At 50.7% G+C, this 15,154-nt stretch carries 12 protein-coding genes; 2 read left to right on the forward strand and 10 right to left on the reverse strand.

The window, feature by feature from the left end; genetic code table 11:
• The first annotated feature begins 242 nt into the window (after nt 1-242).
• Nucleotides 243-917: a hypothetical protein gene (locus H3L95_RS09415; protein WP_003758364.1), complete on the forward strand. Its 675-nt coding sequence runs from the start codon at nt 243-245 to the stop codon at nt 915-917.
• Nucleotides 918-1,175: 258 nt separating this feature from the next.
• On the opposite strand, the gene H3L95_RS09420 is transcribed toward H3L95_RS09415, so the two are convergent.
• The 5 genes from H3L95_RS09420 to H3L95_RS09440 form a co-directional block, all read right to left on the reverse strand.
• Nucleotides 1,176-1,934: an iron ABC transporter ATP-binding protein gene (locus tag H3L95_RS09420; RefSeq protein ID WP_040668508.1), complete on the reverse strand. Its 759-nt coding sequence runs from the start codon at nt 1,932-1,934 to the stop codon at nt 1,176-1,178.
• Nucleotides 1,935-2,005: 71 nt separating this feature from the next.
• Nucleotides 2,006-2,629, reverse strand: coding sequence for an FmdE family protein (locus H3L95_RS09425; RefSeq protein WP_003758361.1), 624 nt, complete (start codon nt 2,627-2,629; stop codon nt 2,006-2,008).
• A 58-nt stretch (nt 2,630-2,687) separates the two neighbouring features.
• Nucleotides 2,688-4,553 carry an acyltransferase family protein gene (locus H3L95_RS09430; protein ID WP_182096142.1) on the reverse strand — a complete coding sequence of 622 codons (1,866 nt, stop codon included), beginning with the start codon at nt 4,551-4,553 and terminating at the stop codon, nt 2,688-2,690.
• A 155-nt stretch (nt 4,554-4,708) separates the two neighbouring features.
• A complete protein-coding gene (locus H3L95_RS09435; RefSeq protein WP_182096143.1) occupies nt 4,709-5,707 on the reverse strand; it encodes an iron chelate uptake ABC transporter family permease subunit in 999 nt (332 codons plus the stop codon).
• Entirely contained in the window at nt 5,697-6,671 is a 975-nt protein-coding gene (locus H3L95_RS09440; protein ID WP_003758347.1) for an ABC transporter permease, read from the reverse strand. Before H3L95_RS09440 ends, H3L95_RS09435 begins: the two co-directional genes overlap by 11 nt.
• Nucleotides 6,672-7,173: 502 nt before the next feature.
• Between H3L95_RS09440 and ppk1 the strand changes: the two genes are divergently transcribed.
• Nucleotides 7,174-9,231 carry a polyphosphate kinase 1 gene (gene ppk1, locus H3L95_RS09445; RefSeq protein WP_040668470.1) on the forward strand — a complete coding sequence of 686 codons (2,058 nt, stop codon included), beginning with the start codon at nt 7,174-7,176 and terminating at the stop codon, nt 9,229-9,231.
• Between the two features lie 103 nt (nt 9,232-9,334).
• Here the strand turns inward: ppk1 and H3L95_RS09450 are convergent, their stop codons facing one another.
• The 5 genes from H3L95_RS09450 to H3L95_RS09470 form a co-directional block, all read right to left on the reverse strand.
• Entirely contained in the window at nt 9,335-10,432 is a 1,098-nt protein-coding gene (locus tag H3L95_RS09450; protein ID WP_003758339.1) for an NnrS family protein, read from the reverse strand.
• A gap of 296 nt (nt 10,433-10,728) precedes the next feature.
• Nucleotides 10,729-11,343, reverse strand: a complete 615-nt coding sequence (locus tag H3L95_RS09455) for a CadD family cadmium resistance transporter (RefSeq protein WP_003703682.1) — start codon at nt 11,341-11,343, stop codon at nt 10,729-10,731.
• 310 nt (nt 11,344-11,653) lie between these two features.
• On the reverse strand, nt 11,654-12,346 hold the full coding sequence (locus H3L95_RS09460; protein WP_182096250.1) for an ATP-binding cassette domain-containing protein: 693 nt from the start codon (nt 12,344-12,346) through the stop codon (nt 11,654-11,656).
• On the reverse strand, nt 12,346-13,143 hold the full coding sequence (locus tag H3L95_RS09465) for an ABC transporter permease (protein ID WP_003758333.1): 798 nt from the start codon (nt 13,141-13,143) through the stop codon (nt 12,346-12,348). Before H3L95_RS09465 ends, H3L95_RS09460 begins: the two co-directional genes overlap by 1 nt.
• Nucleotides 13,144-13,269: 126 nt before the next feature.
• Nucleotides 13,270-14,940, reverse strand: coding sequence for an AAA family ATPase (locus tag H3L95_RS09470; RefSeq protein WP_003758331.1), 1,671 nt, complete (start codon nt 14,938-14,940; stop codon nt 13,270-13,272).
• Nucleotides 14,941-15,154: the final 214 nt, after the last annotated feature.

Here is a 15,154-nt window from a genome sequence, read left to right on the forward strand (position 1 = left end):
AGATTGATATGCTTTCAAAGCAATAACATCTATCTTATAATTCATAGTTCCATTTGGTAATATTCATTAATATACTATAATCGGTCAGAATCGGGCATTTATACTATTTCAGCCGAATAAAATACCCTTTATCCTTCGGTTAAGACAAATAGACGAATAATAATCTATACTTTATAACAAAACCGACACTAAATACCTGCCTTCAAATAACAAAGCAGGATTTTATATCTCATGGGATCACAATGAAGAAACAAGATAAACTTTACGACGTTTATGTTTCTTATCCGCCGGATGTCGATCGCGAGCGCATCAACGCCTGCTTGTACGATAATCTGCCGGAAAAAGAAGCCGAAGATTTGGTTCAAGCGCTTGCCGAACGTCCGCAAGCCATTATTGCCGAGAACTGTACCCAAGACGAACGTGAAAATGCTCAACAATATTTCAATTATTTGGGATTGGATGTCATCGTCCGCCAATCGATGGAATTGGAGCTGGATCTCAGCGGCGAAGAACAGGAAGAAGCGGCTCCTGAAATCCGCCAGTGTCCCGTATGTTTGACCCTGATTGAGGATCACGAGGCGACGGAATGTCCCGTCTGCCATTTCCACCTTGCCAGCGCGACCGAGCAAATCATCCAGCGCAAGCGCATCGAATGGCAGGAACGGGTGGCGTTTGAGCATAAAAAACAAGCGGAAATCGCCCATAAGCTGCAAATCGAAAAAGAGCGCGAAGAAAAACTCCTACGCAAACAAATCCGTTCGGAACTGGAAAGCAAACTCCGCCAAGAATTGGGTGAAGATCCCCAATTGGCTGCTTTGCAATCCAAAAAGAACACCTACATCCTGATCAGCGTATTGGGCATTCTTGCCATGTTCGGCTTGGTGGCTGCCGGATACCTTGCCGCCAAGTTCCTGTAAAACGGAAATAACGCGATAAAGTCGATTAAGTTTAAATTAGGACAAGGCGGCGAAACCGCAGACAGTACAAATCGTACGAAACCGATTTTTTAAGGTGCTTCAACACCTTAGAAAATGCCTCTCCGCGAGCTGAAGTGAGGGCAACACCCCACCAGTTTAAACTTGATGCACCCTCAATCTGCCTAGCTGCTCAAATAAGATGGATATAACAAAAGGTCGTCTGAAAACTTTTCAGACGACCTTTTCCACATCCGTATCTCAAACGTGATGAATGACCAGCTTCTTGCCCTGATAGTCCAACACGTCCACATCCATATCAAACAAATCTTTAATATTTTCAGCGGTAAAGATGTCGTTCGGTGCGCCGGTCATGGCGACTTGTCCGTTTTTCATGGCGACGACGTGGTCGGCGTAGGCGGCGGCTTGGTTAATGTCGTGCAGGACGACGACGGTGGTGCGTTTGTGTTCGCGGGTCAGCCGTTGGAGCAGCTGCATGAGGGCGCGGGCGTGGTACATATCGAGGTTGTTGAGCGGTTCGTCCAAAAGGACGTAATCGGTGCTTTGGCAGAAGACCATGGCAATCATGGCGCGTTGGCGTTGTCCGCCGGAGAGTTCGGTCAGGTAGCGGTTGGCGAAGCTGTCCAGTTTGAACTCGGAAAGTGCGTTTTCGACGATGGCGAGGTCTTCGGGGGTCGGCCTGCCTTGGTGGTAGGGGTAACGCCCGAACATGAGCAGGTCGCGTACGGTGATGCGGCTCATGACGCTGTTTTCTTGGGTCAGGATGGAGAGCGTTTTTGCCAGCTCGGCGGTGGGCGTGGTCGAAATATCTTTGCCGGCGTAGCTGATGCTGCCCTGTTCCAGCGGGCGGAGGCGCGCCATGAAGGAGAGGAGCGTGGATTTGCCTGCGCCGTTGGGACCGATGAGCGCGGTGATGCCGCCTTCGGGGATGTCGAGGCTGACGTTGTTGAGGATGGGGTTGCCGCCGATGTGGAAGCTGACGTTGCGGATGGTAATCATGATGGGTGTGATGTGTGGATTTGTTTTCAGACGACCTCCGAACATGAGAGGTCGTCTGAAAAGGATGAGCTTCAGATTTCGCGAACGATGACGAATTGGGGATTGTCTGCCAAATCAATCAAGAAGGCTTTGACACGCGCCTGCCAGAGTTCGCCGAAGCGTTTGAGTTCTTCTGCGGTGGCGGTGCCGCTGACGGCTTTGGGCATGATGTCGCGCATTTCGGGGGCGAAGGGCTGCATGGCGGCGTTGAGGCTGACGGCGACGGTTTTGCCGTTGTCTTTGCGGCGCAGGGTCAGCGTGCCTTCGATATCGGCATCGAAACTCAACAGGTTGCGGCGGGCGAAGCGTCCTTGCGGGCCGACGCCGCCGAAGCCGGTTTCGGGAGCGGCGCCGGTTAAGAGTTGGACGACGGATGCGGTAACGCCGACCGTGCCTTCGTCGCGCGCGCCCTGCATGGCGGCTTCGATTCCGCCGCGCTGCGGCAGGTCGCTGCCGTAAAGTGCTTTCAAGCCTTTAAGCGTCATGAGGTACGCGCCTGCGACGGTGGGGCAGGAGTGTCCGCACAGGCGGACGGCATCGGCGTAGCGATATTGCATGATGCCCTCCTCTGCCGCGCCGAGAAATTCGGCGAGCGCGTCTTGGACGGTCAGCGTCGGGGCTTGCTCGAAAAATTCGGGAAAGTGTTCTTGAGTCATACGGTATCCTTTTGCTTTAAAGAGGTCGTCTGAATCTGTTTTCAGACGACCTTTGTGCTTATTTCAACAGGGTGCGTTTATCGTTGATAAACATTTCGGCAATTTTACTTGAACCGAACGGGTTGAGGTGGTTGGTATCGAAATACACCGGCAGCCCGTCTATAAGTTTGTCCGCGGGGATGTACTGCATAAAGTCCACCCACTGCACGCCGCGGTGCTGCTTCACGATTTTTTCGACTTCGTCTTCCGACTTGGCGGAATCGCGGATTTCTGCCTTTTTATCCTCTGAAACATAATTGATGTCGATGCCGAGCTTTTGTCTCAGGTAATAACGCCGCAACGGCAGCTGCCCGTCCATAGGCGTATCGGCCAAAACGTACACTTTTTTGCCCGCCTTCACCAAATCCTCCAGCATTGTGTTGAACCGTTCCAAAAATTCCGGTTTGGCGGTATGGAGGAACCAGCGTTGCGAAATGATGATGACAGGATAGTCTTTGGTTTTTTGTTCGATAAACCTGTTATACGGATTACAGCGGTCGGCGCGGCGGTCGCTGTCGGGCAGGACGAATCCGAACGCGGTGGCGCAACTGTTGGACGTGATGACGTCTGCCGACCAGCCTTCTTTTTTGCCGACAATGTCGAGGAAGGGGCTCAAATGGGCGGCATGCGAGTCGCCGATGACCAAAACTTCAGGTTTTTGGTTTGCCGCGCCGACGGCGCAGTCGGTTTTGGTCAGCGTGTCCGCGCAAATTTTGCTTTCATCAACCTTGTACAAACTGCTTTCAAACGCGGCGGGTTTGGCGGTCATCAGGTAGGTTGCCGCAGGAATCAGCAGCGCGAAATAAGCCACCATGCTCCATTTGAATTTCGCCGTCGTAAAATTCTTCGCCTTCCGCGCCGGTGTTTCCACAAAATAATAAGACAACACCGACAACAGCAGCATGATGATGACAGCCAATGCCGATGCGGCAAGCGGAAGCTGGGCGTCCATATAGATGTAGCGCATGAGCGCCAACACCACCCAGTGCCACAAATACAGCGAATACGAAATTAACCCGATAAACACCACCGGCTTGAGGCTCAACAGTTTGGACGTATTGAAACCTTCCTGCATCTGCAATGATTTGCCCGAATAAATCAAACCGCCGACCGCCAGACAGCAAAGCAGCCGTTCGATATTTCCCGCGCCGGGCAGGACGCCGTAGGGCAGCACCAGCGTGGCGGCGATGACCGCCATCATCAGCCATCCGAATAGCGGCGTACTGGCTTTGTCGTTTTGTTCGGCAGGCGGAATGAAGGCAAAAAGCGAACCGACCAGCAGCTCATAAGCGCGCACATGCGGCAGGAAATACGCCTCCATGCCCAAAGTCGGCAACAGCGCGGAAAACAGGCTGATGACAATCAGCAAAAGGATAAACGTCCGCACATTGCGCCGTTTGCTGATACGGAAAAACAAAATCAGCAACGCGGGGAAAATAAAGTAAAACTGTTCTTCCAACGACAGCGACCAAATGTGCTGCAACGGCTTTTCCGTCGCATCCGCATCAAAATAACCGCCGCGGCGGGCAAAGAACAGGTTGGCGGCAAACAGCAAGGCATAGACGGCGGATTTGACGTATTGGCGCAAATCGAAAGACAAAAAGAAAATGGCGGCAACGACCGTCGTGCAAAGCAATACACAGGCAAAGACAGGCAAAATGCGTTTGGCGCGGCGTTTGTAAAACTCGAGAAACGAAAAGCTGCCGTCGCGAATCTCGCGGCTGATAATGGTCGTGATCAAATATCCCGACAACACGAAAAACATATCCACGCCCAAAAAACCACCCGGCAGCCATTGGGGATCGATATGAAATACGATGACGGATAAAACGGCCAATGCCCGTATCCCGTCCAAATCAGGACGGTATTTCAACACTTTACTCATAGCACGCACCTTGATAGTGATGCTTAATATGAGTAAGAACCCGATATTTAGTTTCATTCACGCCGTCAAATCCAAGGGCGCGCAAAACGAAATATACCGTTTGGAAATAGTGGTTTACGCCATTTGAATTCAGGCCGGAAAAGTTTTCAGACGACCTACCGCTTGCGTTTCAGCACCAAATATAAAAACACCAGCCCGCCCGCAAATTCAACCACTACGCTCAACACCGCCTTCATGCCGAGCAGGTGTTCGAACACGGTTTGCCCGCCGACCAGCAGGATGCCACCGACGCACACCGTCATCGGCAGCCGCACGCTATGGCGCACGCTCGGGGCAAAATGGTTGGCAAGCGCGGCAGCCAGCAGGCCGAAGAAGCTGACCGGCCCGACCACCGCCGTCGCCGTCGCCACCAGCGCGGCAATCCAAAGCAGCAGCCACAAAGTATTGCGCGTGTAGTTTATGCCCAAATTAATCGTTTGGTCGCGTCCCAAAAGATGGACGTCCAGACGGTGCCGCTCGCGCCAAACCACCACTGCGCTCGCCAGCAGAATCAGCGCGCCCACGCCCAAAAGCTCGCTGTGGACCGTATTGAAGTTCGCAAACATATTCGCCTGCGCCGCCGTAAATTCCTCCGGATCAATCATGCGCGTCAGCAGCGAAGAGAGGCTGCGGAACAAAATCCCGAAAATCACGCCGATCAAAATCATGCGCGACAAATCGCGTCCGCCCTGCCGGATGAGCGTGTAAAACAAAAGCAGCGAGCCGCCCATCATCATCACCAGTTCAAAGCCGAACTTGCCCGTCAGCGGCAGCGACGTATAGCCCACCCCGCCCAAGGCAAACAGCAAAAGCGTTTGCAAAAACACATACAGCGAATCGAAGCCCAAAATTGAAGGCGTAAGGATCGGGTTGTTCGTCAACGTTTGGAAAAGCTGGGTCGAAACCCCGACCGCATACGCCACCAGCAGCAAAGCCGCCAGTTTGGTCAGCCGCAGCTGCAACACAAAATCCCAATCGCCTTGGATGTTCAAAGTCAGGAACAAGGTGCAACAAGCGAGCAGCAAGATAAACGCCGCCCACAGCGGACGGGAAGAACCCTGCATAAACGCAACCTTGTTCGGGCGAAGCGTGCTACGCTTGTTTTCAGACGACATGGGCAGGCTTCCTCAACAAAATCCACAAGAACAACACCGTACCCAACACACCGAACACGGTTGAGACCGGAATCTCAAACGGGAACACAATCACGCGCCCCAAAATATCGCACAAAAGCACCAGCGACGCGCCGAGCAAAGCCACCGCAGGCAGGCTTTGGCGCAGCTTGTCGCCCATCAGGCGGCTGATGATGTTCGGCACGACCAGCCCGATAAACGGAATATTGCCGACCGTTACCAACACCAGCGACGTAATCAGCGCGACAATCACCAAGCCTACCCACAACACCGCCGTCCGGTTCAGACCCAGATTCACGCTCACCGTCTCGCCCAAGCCCAAAATCGTCAGTTGGTCGGCAATTAAATACGCCGCCAACGCCAAGCCGCCCGTCAGCCACAGCAATTCGTAACGCCCCAACAGCACGCCCGAAAAATCGCCCTGCTGCCACACGCTCAACATCTGCATCATCTCAAACTCATACGCGATAAACGTCGCCACCGCCTCGATAACGCCGCCGAAAATAATCCCTACCAGCGGCACCATCAACTGCGCCGTCGGCGGCAAACGGCGTATCAGCATCATAAACACCAGCATCCCCGCCAACGCCGCCGCAGCCGCCACCGACATTTTCGCCGTCAGCCCGGCAGCCGGAAACATCAGCGTCATCACCAACACACCCAACGCCGCGCTCTGACTTGCGCCCACCATAGACGGCTCGACAAAACGGTTGCGCATCAAAATCTGCATAATCATCCCCGCCACCGCCATCGACGCTCCCGCCAGCACAATCGCAAACGTGCGCGGCAGGCGGCTGACCAGCATCAATTCCGTGCTGTCAGACAATGTCCAGTGAAACACATCCGCCCAGCGGAAATTGCCGACGCCCACCGACAGGCTGACGACAAACAGCACCACCAGCACAAAGCAGTTGATTAAATTTAAAGATAAAGGTTTGACGGACATAAGGGAAAAATAATTCAGATGGAAAAACAAACGCCATAAAGACGATATAGTGGATTAACTTTAAACCGGTACGGCGTTGCCTCGCCTTAGCTCAAAGAGAACGATTCTCTAAGGTGCTGAAGCACCAAGTGAATCGGTTCCGTACTATCTGTACTGTCTGCGGCTTCGTCGCCTTGTCCTGATTTAAAGTTAATCCACTACAACAAGGTCGTCTGAAAACAGACAGGGGCAGTTCGGGCAAAATTCAGACCGGCTTTCGCCCTAAAAAATCGTGCTAACGATACCATTTACTATAAAAATAAACAATATTTGCACAAATAATAACCATTCTTATACAACTCGTCTGAAAACACTTTCCCCATACCCAAAACGCCCCGACAGCCTTTTCAGACGACCTCCCACCCTACCAACCGCCCGCCCATCCCGCGCCACTGCCCCGCCCGTCCGAAACGCGTTATACTTCCCAATTGACTGTCCGACCCACCCGCTTCAGGAGAACACCATGCCCGAACAAAACCGCATCCTCTGCCGCGAACTGAGCCTGCTCGCTTTCAATCGCCGCGTTTTGGCGCAGGCGCAGGATAAAAACGTACCGCTTTTGGAACGTTTGCGGTTTTTGTGCATCGTCTCTTCCAATCTCGACGAATTTTTCGAGGTACGCATGGCGTGGCTCAAACGTGCTCAAAAAATGAATCCGCACGAGCGTTTGGACAACGGCACCACGCCGTCCGAAACCATCGCCGCTGTCGCCGCCGAAGCGCACGCTCTAATACAGGAGCAATACCGCCTGTTCAACGAAGTCTTGCAGCCCGAACTGGGCAAACAAGGCATCCATTTCTACCGCCGCCGCAACTGGACGGCAGGGCAGCAGAAATGGATCGAGCAGTATTTCGACGCCGAACTGCTGCCCATCCTCACCCCTATCGGACTCGACCCGTCGCACCCCTTCCCGCGCCCGCTGAACAAATCACTCAACTTCGCCGTCGAACTTGAAGGTACGGACGCATTCGGCCGCCCCTCCGGCATGGCGATTGTGCAAGCCCCGCGCATCCTGCCGCGCGTCGTCCCCCTGCCCGCCGAATTGTGCGACGGCGGCAGCGGCTTCGTCTTCCTTTCCTCCATCCTGCACGCCCACGTCGGCAAACTCTTCCCCGGCATGACGGTCAAAGGCTGCCACCAGTTCCGCCTCACCCGCGACAGCGACCTGACCGTCGATGAAGAAGACCTCAAAAACCTGCGTGCCGCCATTCAAAACGAATTGCACGACCGCGAATACGGCGACGGCGTGCGCCTCGAAGTCGCCGACACCTGCCCGCCCCACATCCACGACTTCCTGCTCGCCCAGTTCAAACTCACCCCCGCCGAGCTTTACCAAGTCAAAGGCCCGGTCAACCTCGTGCGCCTCAATGCCGTGCCCGATTTGGTTGACCGTCCCGACCTCAAGTTTCCCGCACGCGGGGCAGGTCGTCTGAAAGCATTGCGCAAGAACGGCTCCATTTTCAAACTGGCGAAACAGTCGCCCATCCTGCTGCACCATCCGTATCAGTCCTTCGACCCCGTCGTCCACATGATACGCGAAGCCGCCGCCGACCCCGCCGTCCTTGCCGTCAAAATGACCATCTACCGTACCGGCAGCAATTCCGAACTCGTCCGCGCCCTGATGAAAGCCGCCCTTGCCGGCAAACAAGTAACCGTCGTCGTCGAACTCATGGCGCGTTTTGACGAAGCCAACAACGTCAACTGGGCGCAACAGCTTGAAAACGCAGGCGCACACGTCGTTTACGGCGTATTCGGCTACAAAATCCACGCCAAAATGGCACTCGTCATCCGCCGCGAAAACGGTGCGCTCAAACGCTACGCCCACCTCGGCACCGGCAACTACCATCAAGGCACATCGCGTATTTACACCGACTTCGGCATCATCACCGCCGACGACCAAATCACTGCCGACGTGAACACCATCTTTATGGAAATCACAGGCTTGGGCAAACCGGGTCGTCTGAACAAGCTCTACCAAAGCCCGTTTACCCTGCACAAAATGGTCATCGACCGCATCGAGCGCGAAATCCAACACGCCAAAGCAGGCAAACCCGCCCGCATCCGCGCCAAAATGAATTCGCTGATCGAGCCGAGCGTCATCGACGCCCTCTACCGCGCCAGCAGCGCAGGCGTGCAAATCGACCTCATCGTGCGCGGCATGTGTACCCTGCGCCCCGGCGTCAAAGGCCTGTCCGAAAACATCCGCATCCGCTCCATCATCGGCAGACAGCTCGAACACTCGCGCGTGTACTGCTTCCACAACAACGGCGCGGACGACACCTTCATCTCCAGCGCCGACTGGATGGGGCGCAACTTCTTCCGCCGCATCGAAGTCGCCACCCCGATTTTCACACCCGAACTCAAAGCCCGCGTCATCCACGAAGGCATCGAAATGGCATTGCAAGACAACACCCGCGCCTGGCTGATGCAGCCCGACGGCAGCTACATCCGCGCCCGCCCCGAAAACGGCGAACCCGCATTCAGCCTGCAAGAAAGCTTGTGGGAAATGTACGGCAGATAAAGCGCGGCAACACAAAAGGTCGTCTGAAACCGGTTTTCAGACGACCTTTTGACTTAAGGCGATACAGGGCTTGCCATTGACTGACGGGATGAAACAGAAACGCTCACTCCGGATCGTCCGTAAACGCATTCGCCCGAAAGATTGGTACGAACGTCAACAGATAAAGCACGAACACGGCGGCGGTCAGAATCGCGGGGACGGTGATGAAGAATATCGGATTTACGTTCATTAAAACAGCGCGCGAGACGGCGGCGGAAAAGAGGATGGGAGCAGCGATGCGGCAGAGTTTGGGGTAGTCGAGTTTGGTAAAGCCGCTGTGCCACAGTCCGGCGGTCAGCCACACCATCATCACGCCACCCATCATGCTGCCGAGGGTAATCAGGTGCAGGGGCGCGGAGGCAGGCAGGTTTTGCAGTTTCGCCGCGCCTGTCCACAGATAACCTGCGGCGGCAAAGAGTTGGAGGAGGTAATAGGTGCGGACGTAGTGTTTGCGCAGGAGTTCGTGATGGTGCAGTTCGCGCAGCTTGGCGAGCAGGATGAAACCGACAGCGAGCGCGGTAAAACCGGCGGTTTGCGCGGGCAGCCAAAGTTCGGCGGCGGCGTGCAGCAGCAGGAAGGTGATGGCGATGTTTTTATAGACGACGTTGGGGATGAATACTGGGTCTTTCAGACGGCATTCTTTAAGGGCTTCCGCGCCCAAAAGGACGCTGACGCGGACGGATACGAACATAACCGCCGCCATGTTCAGATGCACTTGCGCGCGCAACAGGTTCAAATCGCCGCTGACGGCATAGGCCGTCTGAAAAACGGTAAACGCAGCAAGCAGCATCAGCAGGGCGAAGTTGTCGGTGTTACGATCGAGCCAAATCAGCCAAGCGCAGAACAGCAGCAACACCAGCCAATAGGCGGCAACGAAAAACGAAGTGGTTTGCGGCGCAAACGGCAGTAGGACGGATGCGGCGAGCAACAGCGCCGCCAAGACGGTGGCAACAGGTTTCAGACGACCTTTATACCCCGTCCATTCGAGCATCGCAGCAGTCAGAAAACCGCCGTATGCCGCAGGCAGCATGAGTTCGAAGAAGATTTGGCGGTGCAGGACGATGGCGGCGGGGCTGATGAAAAACACCAACGCGCCGAGTATGGCAAGCACCGCCGCGCTGACGAAAAACGGCCGCATGGGATGGGTGAAAAATTTATTCATGGCTTGGCTTGATTCTGGATGAAGATATTTTCGGATATAGATTTATTGGATGGACAGGGCTGTACCTTTCGCCAAAGAGGCAAGCCTGCGGCTTGCTTGCCCTCTCCCTAGCCCTCTCCCACGGGGAGAGGGAATCGGGCTGTCGAGCCCGAACATTTTCAGGTTTACCTGCCATCTGATACCCAATTCTACGGCTCTCTGATTTTCAGCAACCTGATCCCCTTTCCCCGTGGGAGAGGGTTAGGGAGAGGGCAACGAACCGCAAGGTTTGTCAGATACTCAAATGCCCGTATCATTCATATTATTGATATTATTGTTCGAATTGTATTATTTTCAATAATAATAAATAACCCTAAACCAATATAAATAACAGCCATTATCCAACGACTAAACTTCTCTACAATTTCACCAACACCTGAAATATTAGCCAATCTTTGTGCTGTATATACTAAAACAAAAATCAATATTAAAAATACAAGAAGAGTAACTAATAAGTCGACAAGATCTAAAGTCACAAAGTAAGGAACAAAAAGTCCAATATTATCTGCACCACAACTAGCAACTGTAACCAAAGCAACAATACCGACTAATTTTGACAACCCTTTTTCATCCAATTCTTTTTTAGCTCTTTTTTCGCCCTCACAATCGTCGTAAATAGCAACTTTAATACCTAAGTAAATCGGTATTAAACCTAATAAACCCAACACCCATTTTTCCGGAACATAATTCAAAACAAAAGCTAGAAATAAACTAACTAATATTAAAATTACAGAACCTAAATATTGTCCGATATAAATATCTCGATATTCTTTTCTAGTATTTGCTCTAGCAAAAAATATTAATAGTATTACCAACAAATCTACTGCTGTAGCAATATATAAAACAGCAGCAGTAATCACAGTCGAAAACATAAAGCACCTCATAATGAATCCCCTGCCCCCTTGGCACCACGGCTTTTTCAAAAACCGAATCGCGTTCGGATAACAGATTCGTATCTTTCGCTAAAGAGGCAAGCCTGCGGCTTGCTTACCCTCTCCCTAGCCCTCTCCCACGGGGAGAGGGAATTGGGCTGTCGAGCCTGAACATTTTTAGGTTTACCTGCCATTCGATTCCCAATCCTGCGCTCTCTGATTTTCAGCAACCTGATCCCCTCTCCCCGTGGGAGAGGGCTAGGGAGAGGGCAACAAACCGCAAGGTTCGTCAGATATTCAAATCCCCTTATCACTCATAATAATGAATCCCCTGAAACTCCCTTGCCACCACGGCTTCTTCAAAAGCCGAATCGCGTTCGGACAGCGGCGTGGGCAGGGTTATCACGTTTTGCACGTTCATGCCCTTAGTGGAAAGCAGCATGATTTCATGGCTCAGGCGCGCGGCTTCGAAGCGGTCGTGCGTTACCAGCATACACGCCATGCCCTGCTGTTCGATTTTTTCCACCAGCATGGCGACCAAAATATCGCGCAAATCGCGGTCCAAACCGACAAACGGCTCGTCCAGCAAGGCAAGGTCGCAGCCGCACAGCAGCAGGCGCAGAAACGCCACCCGTTTCGCCATACCGCCGGACAACTCGGTCGGATATTTGTTCAAATCGCCCGCAGTCAGCCCGACTTTCGCCGCCAGCGCGATGATTTCGCCTTCATCGGGTTTGTCCATAAAAATCGCGATATTCTGCATCGCGGTCAGGTTTTCCGGCAGGCGGTTTTCCTGAAACAGAAAACCCGTTTTGCGGAAAGTATTGCGTATCGTGCCCGATTTCGGCGTTTCCAAGCCCGCAATCAAGCGCAAAACCGTCGTCTTGCCGCAGCCGCTCGGTCCGAACAAGGCCTTCACTTCGCCATGTTGCAGGTTCAAACTGAAATCGCGCACGATGGGGTCGCGGAGAATTTCAAAACGCACGTTTTCAAGACAGAGCATCATCTCCTCCACGGCATAAACAAAATTTCCAAAGGCTTGGTAATCAGGTATTCAAACAGCGACACAAACACGATGACCAGCACCACATAAGCCATCACCGTCGAAGTCTCCAGCATCGCCCTCGCGTCCGCAATCCGCGCACCCACGCCTTCGCTCGCGCCCAAGAGTTCCGCCATAATCACCACCTTCACCCCCATCGCCACCGCCACGCCGATGCTGGAAATCACATAGCCCGTCAGGTGCGGGATATACAGATAGCGGATTTTTTTCAGACGGCCTAATTTATAAGCGTCAAACAATTCCTCATGCTGCCTGTTCACACTCGCCATCCCGACCGCCGCGCTCGCAAACGTCAGCGGCGCAACCAACACAATAATGGTAAACAGCACGCTCGGATTGCCGAAACCAAACCAAAACAACGCCATCACCACCCAAATAATCGGCGGCATCGCCAACAAAATCGTAATCACAGGCTTGAGCAACGCCATCGCCGTCTTAAAACTGCCCGCCACCAGCCCCGCCGCCAATCCCGCCGCCAACGCAACCGAAATGCCCGCCACCGACCGCCACAGCGAAATCCCGATTTCGTTTTCCTGAAAATGTTTCAATAAATCCAAAGACTTTTGAAACACCTCCACCGGCGCAGGCAGCATAAACCCGCCGAACACGGCACTGCCCCACGCCCACAACGCCACCACCACCATCGCCACACTCAGACCGGCGAAACCGCTCCAAAGGTAGTCGATGATGTAAAACACCGCAGGCTGCGGTTTGCGGATTTTGTCGGTTTTAATCATGGTTGGAGTGTTGGTTGATGGGGATGGTTTGGGGACGATAGGTCGTCTGAAAAGGGTAGGTTGCAGCCTTAGATAGCAATATATAGCGTGTTTTTTCAGTTTTCACATATAATTCTTTTATATATTTTATAAACCAGAAAATAGGCCAGCTATATTTTCTACTTTTAAATCCTCAGTAGGTTCATTAAGTTTATCAGGATCATTAAGTTTATCTGCTATTCCTCTAGCACTTAATTCACGCCTAATAGCTTTTAGCATTTCCTTGCCATGTATGTATTTGGGGTTATAAGTCTCAAATAACATACAAGCCTCCGAAGCAAACTCACCTGCTTTATCAGCCTGTTCTTTGAAAGGAAAGTTTTGCTTTTTGACGTTAACATATTTCTTTATAAGTTCTAGCCGATTGCTATTAAATGCACTTTGGATTATTTCTTCTGCATTTTTTTGGCTTACACCACACGCAGATTTCAAATGGTCAATGGAAATAAATAGGCTTTCTATATCATTAAATTCTGGAATTAGAAAGTAAACATCGTCAAATTTAGACTTGTAATCATCAATTTTTTCATCAGATAAAAAATCTCTATCCCTATGAATAATAAATCTAGCTTCAGGAAAACTCTTTCTTAAATATTCTAAAAGGACTTGTGCAGTTTCAATTTTAGTACAACCCTTATAAGACTGAATCTCACCTTCCGTTAATTTTGCCCCGTTAGAAATAATAAGTTTTTTTAAGAAATCTAAATTACTATCTTCTGTTAATAATATCCATTTTGGGGGAGACAATCTTTGCCCAGCATCTAACGCTCCCATACTTATTAACAAATTGATGATATGATTATCTTCGCAAGGCTGTAATTGCCCATTTGACAACCAAAGTAAATTAGATTCATCAATAAGTTCATCAATCAAATATCTACTATGAGTTGCAATAACTATTTTTGTATTTGTAATTTCTGATAATTCCATCAATCTTTGAGCTAATAATCTTTGATTATTTGGATGCAAATGACTATCAGGCTCATCAAGCAATAAAATTTGGGGATTAAACAAATAAATATAGGAAATAATCTGAATAACTTGCAATATTCCGGTACCACAAGAGTCAATTGGATATTGAATTCCATCATCTTTCTCTACCGTACAACTTATAAACTCATCTTTATCTTTATCAAACTTAACGTCTATGGTGTAATTCGGAAAAATTTTCTGCATCTCACTCTGGAAATGTGCCCAAGCTTCTGAGTTTTGTTTTAATAAAAGCAAAATATTCCGAAAAACAGAATTTGAATCTCCTCTAGCCGCAGATTTTTTTACCACTAAAGGAGTTTGGTATTTCTCTTCATGAGGAATTCCAGCTAATCCTGTTACTAAGATAGAAAAAGGATTCTCAATAGATTGAATTTCTTGACCAATGGATTCCCCCTCTATTTCAATAGATATATTTTTGTTCCTACCTTTTTTAATCAAAACCTTTGTGTGAGCATCTTCCTTAATATATTCAATGCTAATCGCTTTGTCTCTTTCTTCTTTCAATTGTCCCTTTTGGGCTAGGTATGAAACGTCCTTTATAGGAAGATACATTAATTCTGCCTGCCCTATGGAAGTAGGTAATTTATTATGTTTCCACCTAGCATTTGGTAATAGTGAAGTAGCCTGCGCAACAGAAACACCAAATTGAATTGCTTGAAGAATAGAGCTCTTCCCCGCATTATTACTACCGATTAATAATGTAACCTCTCCAACATCCATTACAATATCATTTAATTGTTTGAATTTATTGATTTTAATTTTCATTTATTATCTTTCTAAATAAATTTGAAATTAACTATTATTAAAATAAACTGTCCACATAATCTACGATCTATTTCGTTTTAACAACAGTGATCTTAGATCGTGCCATGACCTAACATTTCAGACAGTTCAACAGTTTTGTTGTATTTGGCAAACCAACCTATGGTTATCGCCTATCACCATTCCTTCAGCATCAAAGACTAGATTTATGCCTACC

It is taken from the genome of Neisseria sicca, from assembly GCF_014054945.1.
In the GTDB taxonomy this organism is placed as follows: Bacteria; Pseudomonadota; Gammaproteobacteria; order Burkholderiales; family Neisseriaceae; genus Neisseria; species Neisseria sicca.

Bases quoted from the DNA above. Each gene is read 5' to 3' on its own strand.
- H3L95_RS09415 (WP_003758364.1), top strand. From the start codon at position 243: ATGAAGAAACAAGATAAACTTTACGACGTTTATGTTTCTTATCCGCCG.
- H3L95_RS09420 (WP_040668508.1), bottom strand. From the start codon at position 1,934: ATGATTACCATCCGCAACGTCAGCTTCCACATCGGCGGCAACCCCATC.
- H3L95_RS09425 (WP_003758361.1), bottom strand. From the start codon at position 2,629: ATGACTCAAGAACACTTTCCCGAATTTTTCGAGCAAGCCCCGACGCTG.
- H3L95_RS09430 (WP_182096142.1), bottom strand. From the start codon at position 4,553: ATGAGTAAAGTGTTGAAATACCGTCCTGATTTGGACGGGATACGGGCA.
- H3L95_RS09435 (WP_182096143.1), bottom strand. From the start codon at position 5,707: ATGTCGTCTGAAAACAAGCGTAGCACGCTTCGCCCGAACAAGGTTGCG.
- H3L95_RS09440 (WP_003758347.1), bottom strand. From the start codon at position 6,671: ATGTCCGTCAAACCTTTATCTTTAAATTTAATCAACTGCTTTGTGCTG.
- ppk1 (WP_040668470.1), top strand. From the start codon at position 7,174: ATGCCCGAACAAAACCGCATCCTCTGCCGCGAACTGAGCCTGCTCGCT.
- H3L95_RS09450 (WP_003758339.1), bottom strand. From the start codon at position 10,432: ATGAATAAATTTTTCACCCATCCCATGCGGCCGTTTTTCGTCAGCGCG.
- H3L95_RS09455 (WP_003703682.1), bottom strand. From the start codon at position 11,343: ATGTTTTCGACTGTGATTACTGCTGCTGTTTTATATATTGCTACAGCA.
- H3L95_RS09460 (WP_182096250.1), bottom strand. From the start codon at position 12,346: ATGCTCTGTCTTGAAAACGTGCGTTTTGAAATTCTCCGCGACCCCATC.
- H3L95_RS09465 (WP_003758333.1), bottom strand. From the start codon at position 13,143: ATGATTAAAACCGACAAAATCCGCAAACCGCAGCCTGCGGTGTTTTAC.
- H3L95_RS09470 (WP_003758331.1), bottom strand. From the start codon at position 14,940: ATGAAAATTAAAATCAATAAATTCAAACAATTAAATGATATTGTAATG.